The organism is Microbacterium sp. NPDC087592, assembly GCF_044743585.1.
GTDB lineage: Bacteria > Actinomycetota > Actinomycetes > Actinomycetales > Microbacteriaceae > Microbacterium.
Window position 1 is genome coordinate 350,706 of record NZ_JBIUWT010000002.1, and the last position, 12,972, is coordinate 363,677.

Below are 12,972 nucleotides of genomic sequence, written 5' to 3' on the forward strand. Positions count from 1 at the left end.
CGCGAATCGGGATTCACACCGCCTGACCGTAGAATCGAGGGGACATGTCCCCACGCGCTCTCACACCTCTTCAGCCTGCCTCGACGCCGGCTGCGCAGATCCGCAATTTCTGCATCATCGCCCACATCGACCACGGCAAGTCCACCCTCGCCGACCGGATGCTCCAGATCACCGGCGTCGTCTCGGATCGCGACATGCGGGCCCAGTACCTCGACCGGATGGACATCGAGCGCGAGCGCGGCATCACGATCAAGAGCCAGGCCGTGCGCATGCCCTGGGAACTCGACGGCCAGACCGTCGCCCTGAACATGATCGACACCCCCGGCCACGTCGACTTCACCTACGAGGTATCGCGCTCACTCGCGGCCTGCGAGGGTGCGATCCTGCTCGTGGACGCGGCGCAGGGCATCGAGGCCCAGACGCTGGCGAACCTCTACCTTGCGCTGGAGAACGACCTCCATATCATCCCGGTGCTCAACAAGATCGACCTGCCGGCCGCCGACCCCGAGAAGTACGCGAAGGAGCTCGCGTCCCTCATCGGCGGCAAGCCCGAGGACGTGCTCCGCGTCTCGGGCAAGACCGGCGTCGGCGTCGAGGAGCTGCTCGACCGGCTCGTCAAGGAGATCCCCGCCCCGAGGGGCGACGCGGACGCGCCGGCGCGCGCGATGATCTTCGACTCGGTCTACGACGCCTACCGCGGTGTGGTCACCTATGTGCGCATGGTGGACGGCAGCCTCTCGCCCCGCGAGCGCATCCAGATGATGTCAACCGGAGCGAATCACGAAGCGCTCGAGGTCGGTGTGTCGAGCCCGGAGCCGACCCCGACCAAGGGACTCGGGGTGGGCGAGGTCGGCTACCTGATCACGGGTGTGAAGGACGTGCGTCAGTCGAAGGTCGGCGACACGATCACAACGTCGCGCAAGCCCGCGTCCGAGGCGCTTCCGGGGTACACGGACCCCAAGCCCATGGTGTTCTCGGGTCTGTACCCGATCGACGGCAGCGACTACGCGGAGCTGCGTGAGGCGCTCGACAAGCTGAAACTCTCCGACGCCTCGCTCGTGTACGAACCGGAGACCTCGGTGGCCCTCGGCTTCGGCTTCCGCTGCGGATTCCTCGGTCTCCTGCACCTGGAGATCATCACCGAGCGTCTCGCGCGGGAGTTCGACCTCGACCTCATCACCACCGCGCCCAGCGTGATCTACGAGGTGCTCACGAGCGACACCGGCGAGACCGTCACCGTGACCAACCCGAGCGAGTACCCGGATGGGCGCATCGGCTCGGTCTCGGAGCCGATGGTGAAGGCGGCGATCCTGCTGCCCAAGGACTACGTCGGCACCGTCATGGAGCTGTGCCAGTCCCGCCGTGGAACGCTGCTCGGCATGGAGTACTTCTCGGAGGAACGCGTCGAACTGCGCTACAACATGCCGCTCGGTGAGATCGTGTTCGACTTCTTCGATCAGCTGAAGTCCAAGACGCAGGGCTACGCCTCCCTCGACTACGAACCGTCCGGGCAGCAGGAGGCCGACCTCGTCAAGGTCGACATCCTCCTCCAGGGCGAGAAGGTCGACGCGTTCAGCTCGATCGTGCACCGCGACAAGGCCTACGCCTACGGCACGATGATGGCCGAGCGCCTGCGCAAGCTCATCCCTCGCCAGCAGTTCGAGGTGCCGATCCAGGCCGCGATCGGTGCGCGCATCATCGCCCGAGAGACGATCCGCGCGATCCGCAAGGACGTGCTCGCCAAGTGCTACGGCGGTGACATCACCCGCAAGCGCAAGCTCCTCGAGAAGCAGAAGGAGGGCAAGAAGCGCATGAAGATGGTCGGTCGCGTCGAGGTCCCCCAGGAGGCGTTCATCGCCGCGCTGTCGGGCGACGTCGAGGGCAAGGACAAGAAGTAGCACGTGCCGCTGCCGGCATACGAGCGGGGAATCACACGCCATCCGATCGCGACAGCGCCGGAGGGGATGCGGATCGCCGAGCATTCGACCGTGGTCGATCCGGCGGCGCGCGATGCCGTCGCGGCGTTGGTGTGCTCGTGGGAGTTCAAACGACGCGCCGGATTCGAGGTGCCGCCCCAGGAGCCGACGCCCGGCCTCGAAGGTGTGCTCGCGAAGCGCCTGTTCGGTATCCGCTTCGTCGAGCCGGTGCGCATCGTCTGGGCCGATGAGAGCGGGTTCGGCTATGAGACGCGACCCGGGCACCCGATCTACGGCGAGGAGTCGTTCCGGATCGACGAGCACGGTGTGTTCACGGCGCGGTCCATCTCCTGCCCTTCCACCGCACTCTGGCGGGTTCTCGGTCCTGCCCTGCGGATGGTGCAGCGCGCGACCCATGCGCGCTACGTGAAGATCGTGCAGGCCGAAGCGGCGGCTTCCCGCACGCAGTGACGCTCGACCGGCCGGGTGCGCCGACCGAAGATGTGTCGCCGTGCGGCGCGTGGGGGTGTTCGCTCAGGTAACGGGAAGTAGGCTGGAACTCATGCGGCGCGGGACTTTCCGAGACGACACGGTGGACTATGCGGCCGTGGGTGCGACCCACGCGCCCGATCTGATGCAGTACCCGCCGGAGCGCAGCATCCCGGCGGAGGAATCCTGGCGTATCGGCAGCGGCAGCGAGCGCTTCCAGACCGCCGGTGAAGCGCTGCTCTCGTGGACGGCGCAGCGCGCGGCCGGACTCTCGGTCGAAGACGTGCGCCCGGCGCCCGGCCCTGCTTACGCCGGGGTGAGCTTCGACGCGGAGGGCAACCCGATCGCGCCGAGCAAGCGCGACGTCGAGCCCCGCTACGACGCGGAGGGCATGCCCTTCGTCGGTGCGGGGATGACTCTTCATCTGCGCGGTCGCGTCGGCAGCATGCGTGCGGACGCGGAGCTGCGGGTGATCTCGGTGACCGAGGAAACTCGGCGCATCGGCTTCGTCCTCGGCACCGTCGGCGGATCCGTCGTCCGCGGCGAGGAGTCCTTCGACGTGGACTGGCGTGAAGACAACGACGAGGTCTGGTTCACCGTCCGCGCCTTCGACGCTCCACACGCGCTGCTGTACCGCACCGTGCCTGCACTCGTGAAGCGCCGTCGTCGTGAGCTCTTCGCGCGTTACCTCCGCGCGATCTCCCCGCTGTACGCGACCCCCCTGTGATGGCGGGACCGCTTCCTCTGGGAGACCCTGCGCCGGCGGACGGGCATCTGCCCGACGACCTTCCCGTCGACACGAGTGTGCCGTTCTCGGCCTACCTGCACATCCCGTTCTGCACGGTGCGCTGCGGTTACTGCGACTTCAACACGTACACGTCGACCGAACTCCGCGGCGCCAAGCAGGAGGACTACGCATCGACGCTGATCTCCGAGATCGGCCTCGCCCGTCGGGTGCTGGCCGACGCGGGGGCGCTGCGGCCGATGGACACCGTCTTCTTCGGCGGGGGTACGCCCACACTGCTGCCGGCCGGCGATCTCGCGCGGATGCTGGAGGCCGCGACCTCAGCTTTCGGACTGGCGGAGGGCGCGGAGGTCACCGTCGAGGCGAACCCCGACACCGTGACGCCCGCGGTCGCGCGCACGCTGGCCGCCGCCGGTGTGACGCGGATGTCGGTCGGTATGCAGTCGGCTGTGCCGCACGTGCTCGCCTCGCTCGACCGCACGCACCGGCCCGAGAACGTGACCACCGCGGTCGCCGCGGCCAAAGACGCGGGTCTCGCCGTCAGCGTCGATCTGATCTACGGGGCGCCGGGGGAGTCGCTCGCCGACTGGGAAGCCTCGCTCGACGCGGCGCTCGCGCTGGAGTCCGACCACATCTCCGCCTACGCGCTGATCATCGAGGAGGGCACGAAGCTCGCTCGCCAGATCCGCCGCGGAGAGGTTCCGACCCCCGATGACGACCTGCAGGCCGACATGTACGAGCTCGCCGACGCGCGTCTCGCAGCCGGTGGCTTCGACTGGTACGAGGTCAGCAACTGGGCGCGCACGCCCGAGCAGCGGTCGCGGCACAATCTCGCGTACTGGCGGGGGAGCGACTGGTGGGGCTTCGGCCCCGGAGCGCACAGTCACGTCGCCGGGCTGCGCTGGTGGAATGTGAAACATCCGGCGGCGTACGCGCAGCGGCTCGCGGCATCCGAGTCGCCCGCCGCAGGCACGGAACGTCCGGACGCCGAGTCGCGGACGCTGGAGCGGATCCTGTTGCTGAGCCGCATCCGCGAGGGCATAGCTATCGACGAGGTGCCCGCCGCGAACCGAAGCAGCGTCGCCGGGCTGATCGCCGACGGGCTCGTGGACCCGGCCGCAGCCATCCGCGGCCGCGTCCAGCTGACCCTGCGCGGACGACTCCTCGCCGATGCCGTGGTGCGCGAGCTCACCGACTGAGCGCCCGCGCCGGTCGGGCTCACCCCGGGAGCAGATCCATGCCGGTGGTCCGCCGCTGCGGCAGCGTCGTGCTGGTGGTGTCGAAGACCCGCGTCTGTCGGCCGGGCCCGTACGCCGGCCAGCCGGGGTCGCCGTTCGTGACGAACCCCACCCAGGCCGCGTTCATCTCGTCGGCGAGCGTCTGCGGGGCGTCGCGGCCCGCCAGCCGCACCGTCTCGTCGTCCGTGAGCCGATCGAACACGAACCCGAGTTCGAGTGCATGCGCGGCGCGCAGATCGCGAACCGGACTCGGCCACGCGAACTCATACACATGCGTGCGCTCCGGTCGCGCTGCCGCCACACGACTCAACGGCCCTCGCAGCATCATGTCCGTGACGAGCTGCCCGAACACCTCGCCGGTGCTCGCCCCGGGGAAGGCCGAGCGATACTCGCGCACTGCTCGACGAGGGATGCGGGAGAGGATCCGTGCGGCCTGCAGCTTCAGCTCGCTGATGCCGGCCAGAGCCTCGGGCGGGAACCACAACCGGTACTCGTCGGTGTTGCTGCCGATCAACAGGGGGGTGTCGATCTCGCCGAGAACCTCGTGCGGAGAGCGGGGCAGGCTGTCCGGGTCGATGGCGAACTGGAAGCCGGGAGCTCCGCCCAGCGGCGAGGAGCCTGCGGACTGGGCCCTTCGCGCTTCGAGCAGCTGATCGGGTGAGAGCGCGGCGAACGAGTCACGGTCGGCCCGGACACCGAGGCGCTTTGCGAGCTGTGCGGTCACCCGTCCCGCCTGCTTCGCCGGCTGTGCAGCCAACGGTCCGGATTCGATGATCGCCCGATGGATCAGCTCGCGGGATTCGTCGCGCGCGAGAAGCCCGGCGACGATCGCCCCGCCGGCGGATTCTCCCATCGCGGTGATCTGCGCGGGATCACCGCCGAACGCGGAGATCTCGCGGTGCACCCACTCCAGCGCCGCAGCGGCGTCGCGCAGTCCGAGGTTTCTCGGTGCACCTTCGAGTACCGAGAAACCCTCCGAGCCCAGGCGGTAATTGATGGAGACGAACACGATCCCCGCTTTCGCGAAGACCGTGCCGTCGTAGAGGGGCAGAGCAGCGGTGCCCCGTTCCAGCGCCCCGCCGTGGATCCACAGGAGCACCGGCGCCGCGGAGGCCCCGGACGGTGCCCAGACATTGGCCGTGAGGATGTCCTCGCCGTCGATATGCACGGAGCCGAGGAGCTCGCCGATCGCGCCGGCGTAGGGAAGCTGGGGTGCCGTGGGGCCGAACTGCGTCGCCTCACGGATGCCCTCCCACGCCGGTACCGGCCGTGGGGCGCGGAACCTGTTCTCGCCGAACGGTGGTGCGGCATAGGGGATGGCGAGGTAGCGGTCGACCCCCTCCTCCGCGGAGCCGCGGACGATGCCGCTCGACAACGTGGTCTGAGGTGAGGAGGTCATGAGCGTCATCCTAGGGTCGCGCATCCGCGCTACGGAGAATCCCGAGCTGCACGGGGTAGGATTGGCACTCTGAACGTCCGAGTGCCAGCGGAAGGGAAGGGCGATGGTCACAGAGCGAGGACTCCAGGTTCTCCGCGCGATCGTGCAGGACTACGTCGAGACCCACGAACCCGTCGGCAGCCGATCCATCGTCGACCGGCACTCCTTCGGCGTCTCGGCGGCGACGATCCGCAACGACATGGCGCTGCTCGAGGACGAAGAGCTCATCACGGCGCCGCACACCTCGTCCGGTCGGGTGCCGACCGACAAGGGCTACCGCGTCTTCGTGAATCACCTGGCGCAGCTGCGGCCGCTCTCGTCCGCGCAGCGCTCGGCGATCGAGTCGTTCCTCGGCGAGCCCGCCGACCTCGACGACCTGATGGTGCGCACCGTGCGGGTGCTGACGCAGCTCACCGGTCAGGTGGCGCTCGCGCAGTACCCCTCGTTCGCACGTGCTCACGTCACGCACGTCGAGCTGGTGGCGTTGGCCCCCAATCGACTCCTGATCGTCCTCGTGACGGACGCCGGCGGTGTGTCGCAACGCGTGGCCCAGCTGCCGGAGGCCATCGACGAGGCCGAGATGGCGGTGCTGCGTGCACGCATGGCCGCCTTGATCACCGGTCACGGCATCGGCGAGGCCTCGGACCGCCTGCAGGCACTGCTCGCCGTGAAGGACGCGCCGAAGGATCACGTGCTTCGCGCGATCGCGAGCGTCGTCATGGACGAGCTCAGCGGATTCCGACAGGAGCGTCTGGTGATGGCGGGAGCTGCCACCCTGGCCCGTCGCGAGCAGGACTTCCGCGGCAGCATCCATCCGCTCCTCGAGGCGATCGAGGAGCAGGTGACCCTGCTGCGGTTGATGAGCGAGATGGTGACCGACGAGCACGGACTCGCCGCCAGCATCGGCACCGAGAACGCACCGTTCGGCCTCGGTGAGGCATCGATCGTCGCCAGCAACTACGCCGCGCCCAGCGGCACCGCGCGCGTCGGCGTGATGGGGCCGACGCGGATGGATTACCCGAGCAATCTCGCGGCGGCACGGGCGGTCGCCCGCTACCTGTCGCGGATGCTCGACGAAGACGAGGCCGGCCGCTGACGCGGTCGCGACCGGAAGACACACGCAGAAAGGCGATTGTGGCGGACCACTATGAGGTTCTCGGGGTGTCCCGAGACGCTTCCACCGACGAGATCAAGAAGGCGTATCGACGTCTCGCGCGACAGCTGCACCCGGATGTGAATCCCGGTGAGGATGCGGCGGAGAAGTTCAAGCTCGTCACGCATGCGTACGACGTGCTGAGCGACGACGAGTCGCGGCGCCGCTACGACATGGGCGGAGGAGACGGCGCCGCTGGCAACTTCGGCGGATTCGGCGGGTTCGGCGACATCTTCGAGACGTTCTTCGGTGCCTCCCAGGGCGGCGGTCGCGGCGCACGACCCCGTTCGCGCCGGGAGCGCGGACAGGATGCTCTCGTGCGTGTCACGCTCGACCTCGGTGACGTCGTCTTCGGCGCGCACCGCGACATCGACGTCGACACCGCCGTGCTGTGCGAGACGTGCCAGGGCTCCTGTTGCCAGGAGGGTACGTCCCCCGTCACCTGCGACATCTGCGGCGGCTCCGGACACGTGCAGCGTCAGGTGCGCAGCCTGCTCGGCAACGTCGTGACCTCTCAGCCCTGCGGCACGTGCGAGGGCTACGGCACCACCATCCCGTTCCCGTGCGGCACCTGCGGAGGCCAGGGCCGCGTGCGCTCGCGTCGCACGGTCTCGCTCGACATCCCCGCCGGCGTCGAGACCGGCCTTCGCCTTCAGCTGCCCGGCTCGGGCGAGGTCGGCAAGGCGGGCGGCCCGAACGGCGACCTGTACGTCGAGGTCACGGTCAACGCCCACCCCGCTTTCAGTCGTGAGGGCGATGACCTGCTCGCCACGCTCGAGGTGTCGATGACCGACGCCATCCTCGGCGCCGAGACCACGATCCAGGGGCTCGACGGCGAGGTCGACCTCGAGATCCGCGCGGGCGTGCAGTCCGGCGACGTGCTCACCATCAAGGGGCGGGGCATCACCCCGCTCCGGGGGACCCAGCGCGGAGATCTCCGCGTCGGCGTGCAGGTCTTGACGCCCACCCGGCTGGACTCCGCGCAGCGGGCGCTGATCGAGGACTTCGCGAAGAAGACCAAGGCTCCGGATCCGCAGCTCGCGCAGTTCCAGCCCGGTCTCTTCTCGAAGCTCCGCGACCGTTTCCGCAGCCACTGATCATGGCGCTGCACTTCCTGGTCGAGTCGTCGACGGATGCCGGAATCGGCGACCTCGTGTCGTTGACCGGCGCTGAGGCGAAGCATGCCGCCGTCGTGCGGCGCCTGCGGGTCGGCGAGGCGGTCACGGTCGGCGACGGCGCGGGCGTGTGGCTGATCGGCGCGGCCGAAGAGGTGTCCCCGACCCGCGTCGAGGTGCGGATCTCCGACCGCGTCGAGCATCCGGCTCCGAGCCCTCGGATCGTTCTGGTCCAGGCGCTCGCGAAGGGCGACCGCGACGAGCTGGCCGTGCAGGCGGCGTGCGAGCTCGGCGTCGACGAGATCGTACCGTGGCAGGCGAGCCGCAGCGTCTCCCGCTGGGAGGGACCGAAGGCGGTCAAGGGTCGCGAACGGTGGGCGACCATCGTGCGCGAGGCCGCGAAGCAAGCCCATCGGGCCTGGGTGCCCGAGGTCACCGCACCGGTCTTGACGACGCAGCTCGCCGAGCGGGCGACTTCGCAGCGCGTGCTGCTCCTCGACCCCACCGCATCCGTGCGCCTCTCCGAGATCTCGGCCGACGATCGCGATCTGGTGCTGGTCGTGGGGCCGGAAGGCGGGATCGCCGAGGAAGAACTCGACCGGCTGACAGCTGCGGGCGCCGAAAGAGTGCTCCTGGGCGACACGGTGCTGCGGACGTCGACGGCGGGCCCGGCGGCGATCGCCGTGCTGTCGGTCGCGCTCGGCCGATGGTGAGCTGCGTTCCGGCCGCCCACGGCGTCAGGCCGCTGGGGACGCGGCGATCAGTAGACTTGAGCGCATGACGGAACCCTCGATCTTCACGCGCATTCTGAACGGGGAGATCCCTGCCGAGATCCTCGGCGAGACCGACCGCCTGTTCGCATTGCGTGACATCGCGCCGCAGGCGCCGGTGCATCTCCTCGTGGTGCCGAAGACTGCGGAGTACCGCGATGTCACCGAGCTCGCCGCGGGGGACCCGTCCCTCCTGGCGGAGATGGTGGCGTTCGCCGGGAAGCTGGCCGCCGAGCACACCGACGACGGCGACTTCCGCCTCGTCTTCAACACCGGCACGAACGCCGGACAGACCGTTTTCCACGTCCATGCCCATGTGCTGGCCGGGGGATTGACCGAGAAGAGCGTCGGTGCCTGACAACAACGAACCGCAGGAGCGCAGCCTGGGCGGTCGACCGCCCGAGGCGGTCGAGAAGATCTACGCCGACGGTGTCGCCATGGTGCAGCTGCTCGGACCCCAGGACCGGCTGCTGCGGATGCTCGAGAAGGAGCACCCCGACGTCCAGGTGCTGGTGCGCGGCAACGAGATCACCCTCGGCGGCGACGCGGATGCGGTCGCGAAGGCCAAGGCGCTGGTCGAAGAGCTGCTCGCCATGACCAGGGCAGGTCATGATCTGGCTCCGAGCGACGTCTCCAGCTCCGCCCGGATGCTGCGCCAAGAGGGGGGTCCCCGGCCGAGCGAGGTGCTGGGCGAGGCGATCCTGACCACGCGCGGCAAGGTGATCCGTCCGAAGACGCTCGGGCAGAAGGAGTACGTCGACGCGATCGAGGAGAACACGATCGTCTTCGGCATCGGCCCTGCCGGCACGGGCAAGACCTACCTGGCGATGGCGAAGGCCGTCCAGGCGTTGCAGCGCAAGGAAGTCACGCGCATCATCCTCACCCGTCCTGCCGTCGAAGCGGGAGAGCGCCTCGGGTTCCTCCCCGGCACGCTGACCGACAAGATCGATCCGTACCTGCGACCGCTGTACGACGCGCTCAACGAGATGATGGACCCCGAGATCGTGCCGCGCCTGATGGCCACCGGGACCATCGAGGTCGCCCCTCTCGCCTACATGCGCGGGCGTACCCTGAACGATTCGTTCGTCGTGCTCGACGAGGCGCAGAACACCACACCCGAGCAGATGAAGATGTTCCTCACGCGCCTCGGCTTCGGCACGCGCATGGTCGTGACGGGCGACATCACCCAGGTCGACCTCCCGCAGGGCTCCTCCGGACTGCGTCTGGTCACGCGTGTGCTCGACGGCATCGACGACATCCACTTCTCGCGACTCACCAGCGACGACGTCGTCCGTCACTCGCTGGTCGGACGCATCGTCGACGCGTACAGCGAGTACGACGAGAAGCGCACGGCGCAGCGCTTCGAGCGCGAGCAGGCGGCGGAGTTCGCCAATCGCGCCGACCGCAGGGGAGCGCAGCGCCCAGGACCACGTGACCGCATGCCGAAACGAGGACTCTCATGATCGAGATCAACAACGAGTCGGCCATCGACGTCGACGAGACCGTGCTGCAGCGACTCACGGACTACAACCTGGCGCAGCTGCACGTCAGCCCGGACGCCGAGGTGGCGATCGTCCTCGTCGACGAGGGCGCCATGGAGGCACTCCACGTGCAGTGGATGGATGAGCCCGGTCCCACCGACGTGCTCAGCTTCCCGATGGATGAACTGCGTCCGGGCACGGAGGACCGCCCCACCGCTCCCGGTCTCCTCGGCGACATCGTGCTGTGCCCGCAGGTGGCGGAGGCACAGGCTCAGGCCGCGCGTCACACCCTGATGGACGAGCTGATCCTGCTCACCACCCACGGCCTTCTGCACCTTCTCGGATTCGATCACGCCGAGCCCGACGAGGAGCGTGAGATGTTCGGACTGCAGAAGGAACTGATCCAGGGCTTCGCCGCGGCTGAACGCCGCCGATGACGGCCGCCCTCCTTCTCATCGCCGCCGTCCTGCTGGTGGCGTTCGGCGGTCTCATGGCGGCGATCGACGCCGCCTACGGTGTCGCTTCCCGCGCCAATCTCGCCGACATGGCGACCGAGGGACGCCGGGCCAAGGCGCTGGGGCGAATCGCCGCCGATCTCGACGCGCACGTGAACGCGGTCGCGTTCATCCGTGTGCTCGCCGAGGTGACCGCTGCGGTGCTGGTGACGGTCGCCTTCACCATGCTCATCGACAACAACTGGTGGGCGATGCTCGCCGCCGCTCTGCTGATGACGGCGATCACCTTCGTGCTCGTCGGCGCGAGCCCGCGGTCGTTCGGTCGCCAGCACGCCGAGGGAATGATCCGCGGTACCGCCTCGATCGTCCGAGGGCTCCGCATCTTCCTCGGACCGCTCGCGCAGGGGCTCGTCGTGCTGGGCAACAAGGTCACACCCGGCACGGGCCGCAGCTCCTTCGCCAGCGAGGACCAGCTGCTCAGCATGGTCGATGAGGCCGCCTCGAACGATCTGATCGAGGAGGACGACCGCGACCTCATCCACTCGGTGTTCGACTTCACGGACCAGTTCGTCCGCGCCGTCATGGTGCCGCGGACGGAGATGGTGACCGTCGATGCCACCGCCACGACGGACGAGGCGATGTCCCTGTTCCTGAACCGCGGCGTTTCCCGGATGCCCGTCGTGGACGACGACGCGGACGACGTGGTGGGTGTGCTGTACCTCAAGGACCTCGTGCAGTTCGCGTATCGCGACGACAGTGCCTGGCGCGCCGCATCCATCCGGCCGATCGCGCGACCGGCGACCTTCGTGCCCGAGTCGATGCGCGCCGAGACGCTCCTGCAGCAGATGAAGCGCGACGCCGTGCACGTGTGCCTCGTGATCGACGAGCACGGTGGCATCTCCGGCCTGGTGACCCTCGAGGACCTGATCGAGGAACTCGTCGGCGAGATCTCCGACGAGTACGATCAGGTATCCGCAGAGTTCGTCGATCTCGGTCACGGACGCTACCGCGTGAGTGCCCGTCTCTCCCTGGAGGACGTGGGCGACCTCTTCGGTCTCGAACTCGAGGACGAGGACGTGGACTCGATCGGCGGTCTGCTCGGCAAGGCGCTGGGACAGGTCCCGCAACCCGGGGCGACGGCGACGGTGGAGGGCCTGGTCCTCACCGGAGGAGCCTCTCGTGGCCGAGGTCGCGGGATCGCGACGGTGTTCGTGGAACGTGCGGCAGGGGACCCTGACGCTTCGCAGGATGAAGGAGATCGACACGATGACTGACGACACCCGAAGCGGGTTCGTGACCTTCGTCGGCCGCCCCAACGTCGGCAAGTCGACGCTGACGAACGCGCTCGTCGGCGAGAAGATCGCCATCACCAGCGAGAAGCCGCAGACCACGCGTCGAGCGATCCGCGGCATCGTGAATCGTCCGGAGGGGCAGCTCGTCATCGTCGACACCCCCGGAATCCACAAGCCGCGGACACTGCTCGGTGAACGGCTGAACGACCTGGTGGAGCAGGTGCTCGGCGACGTCGACGTCATCGGGTTCTGCGTGCCGGCGAATGAGAAGGTCGGCCCGGGTGATCGCCGCATCGCCGCGTCGCTCGACGGCTATCCCCGCGCCAAGAAGATCGCGATCGTGACGAAGACCGATGTCGCGGCCCGCGACGAGATCACCGAGCGTCTGCTGGAGGTCGACGCGCTGCGTGAAGACTGGTCCGCGGTGATCCCGCTGTCCGCGCTCACCAGGGACCAGCTCGACGTCCTGTCCGACGAGATCCTGCTGCTGATGCCGAAGGGCCCTGCCCTGTATCCGGAGGGCATCACGACCGACGAGTCGCAGGAGGACCGCATCGCCGAAATGATCCGCGAGGCGGCTCTCGAGGGGGTGCGCGACGAACTCCCGCACTCGATCGCGGTCGTGATCGACGACATCGCGCCGCGCGAGGGCACTGATCTCACCGACGTGCACGCGTCGATCGTCGTGGAGCGCGACAGCCAGAAGGCGATCATCATCGGGCACAAGGGCAAGCGACTGAGCGAGGTCGGCGCGCGTGCCCGCGTCGGCATCGAGGCGCTGGTGGGCACCCGCGTGTTCCTCGGCCTGCATGTCAAGGTCGCGAAGGAATGGCAGCGCGACCCGAAACAGCTCGGCAGGCTCGGCTTCTGAGATGAGGCC

General features: G+C 68.7%; 13 protein-coding genes. 12 read left to right on the top strand and 1 reads right to left on the bottom strand.

All coding sequences use genetic code 11. The annotated features are described in order from the left end of the window. Positions 1–44: 44 nt before the first annotated feature. The 4 genes from lepA (at position 45) to hemW (ending at position 4,349) form a co-directional block, all read left to right on the top strand. Positions 45–1,898: a translation elongation factor 4 gene (gene lepA, locus ACIOTO_RS14605; protein WP_400858406.1), complete on the top strand. Its 1,854-nt coding sequence runs from the start codon at positions 45–47 to the stop codon at positions 1,896–1,898. Positions 1,899–1,901: 3 nt separating this feature from the next. Next, positions 1,902–2,387: a DUF1990 family protein gene (locus tag ACIOTO_RS14610; protein ID WP_400858407.1), complete on the top strand. Its 486-nt coding sequence runs from the start codon at positions 1,902–1,904 to the stop codon at positions 2,385–2,387. A 91-nt stretch (positions 2,388–2,478) separates the two neighbouring features. Beyond that, the gene (locus ACIOTO_RS14615) at positions 2,479–3,132 is read left to right on the top strand and encodes a DUF1990 family protein (RefSeq protein WP_029261708.1); all 654 of its coding nucleotides are present in this window, start codon (positions 2,479–2,481) and stop codon (positions 3,130–3,132) included. Then, a complete protein-coding gene (hemW, locus tag ACIOTO_RS14620) occupies positions 3,132–4,349 on the top strand; it encodes a radical SAM family heme chaperone HemW (protein ID WP_400858408.1) in 1,218 nt (405 codons plus the stop codon). Before ACIOTO_RS14615 ends, hemW begins: the two co-directional genes overlap by 1 nt. 19 nt (positions 4,350–4,368) lie before the next feature. Here hemW and ACIOTO_RS14625 read toward each other — a convergent pair whose 3' ends face one another. Continuing rightward, on the bottom strand, positions 4,369–5,787 hold the full coding sequence (locus ACIOTO_RS14625) for a carboxylesterase/lipase family protein (protein WP_400858409.1): 1,419 nt from the start codon (positions 5,785–5,787) through the stop codon (positions 4,369–4,371). A 103-nt stretch (positions 5,788–5,890) separates the two neighbouring features. Between ACIOTO_RS14625 and hrcA the strand changes: the two genes are divergently transcribed. The 8 genes from hrcA to era all read left to right on the top strand — a co-directional run bounded on the left by hrcA (position 5,891) and on the right by era (position 12,963). After that, positions 5,891–6,922: a heat-inducible transcriptional repressor HrcA gene (hrcA, locus tag ACIOTO_RS14630; protein WP_029261712.1), complete on the top strand. Its 1,032-nt coding sequence runs from the start codon at positions 5,891–5,893 to the stop codon at positions 6,920–6,922. A gap of 38 nt (positions 6,923–6,960) precedes the next feature. Next, positions 6,961–8,076 carry a molecular chaperone DnaJ gene (gene dnaJ, locus ACIOTO_RS14635; protein ID WP_400858410.1) on the top strand — a complete coding sequence of 372 codons (1,116 nt, stop codon included), beginning with the start codon at positions 6,961–6,963 and terminating at the stop codon, positions 8,074–8,076. 2 nt (positions 8,077–8,078) lie between these two features. Then, positions 8,079–8,807: a 16S rRNA (uracil(1498)-N(3))-methyltransferase gene (locus tag ACIOTO_RS14640; protein WP_400858411.1), complete on the top strand. Its 729-nt coding sequence runs from the start codon at positions 8,079–8,081 to the stop codon at positions 8,805–8,807. Between the two features lie 64 nt (positions 8,808–8,871). Further along, a complete protein-coding gene (locus tag ACIOTO_RS14645; protein ID WP_029261715.1) occupies positions 8,872–9,222 on the top strand; it encodes an HIT domain-containing protein in 351 nt (116 codons plus the stop codon). A gap of 79 nt (positions 9,223–9,301) precedes the next feature. Then, positions 9,302–10,327 (top strand): PhoH family protein, encoded by a 1,026-nt coding sequence (locus ACIOTO_RS14650; RefSeq protein ID WP_400858592.1) that lies wholly within the window; start codon positions 9,302–9,304, stop codon positions 10,325–10,327. Next, the gene (gene ybeY, locus ACIOTO_RS14655; protein ID WP_029261717.1) at positions 10,324–10,782 is read left to right on the top strand and encodes an rRNA maturation RNase YbeY; all 459 of its coding nucleotides are present in this window, start codon (positions 10,324–10,326) and stop codon (positions 10,780–10,782) included. Before ACIOTO_RS14650 ends, ybeY begins: the two co-directional genes overlap by 4 nt. Beyond that, positions 10,779–12,074: a hemolysin family protein gene (locus ACIOTO_RS14660; protein WP_029261718.1), complete on the top strand. Its 1,296-nt coding sequence runs from the start codon at positions 10,779–10,781 to the stop codon at positions 12,072–12,074. The genes ybeY and ACIOTO_RS14660 overlap by 4 nt, the downstream gene beginning before the upstream one ends. Beyond that, the gene (gene era / locus ACIOTO_RS14665; protein ID WP_029261719.1) at positions 12,067–12,963 is read left to right on the top strand and encodes a GTPase Era; all 897 of its coding nucleotides are present in this window, start codon (positions 12,067–12,069) and stop codon (positions 12,961–12,963) included. The genes ACIOTO_RS14660 and era overlap by 8 nt, the downstream gene beginning before the upstream one ends. Positions 12,964–12,972: the final 9 nt, after the last annotated feature.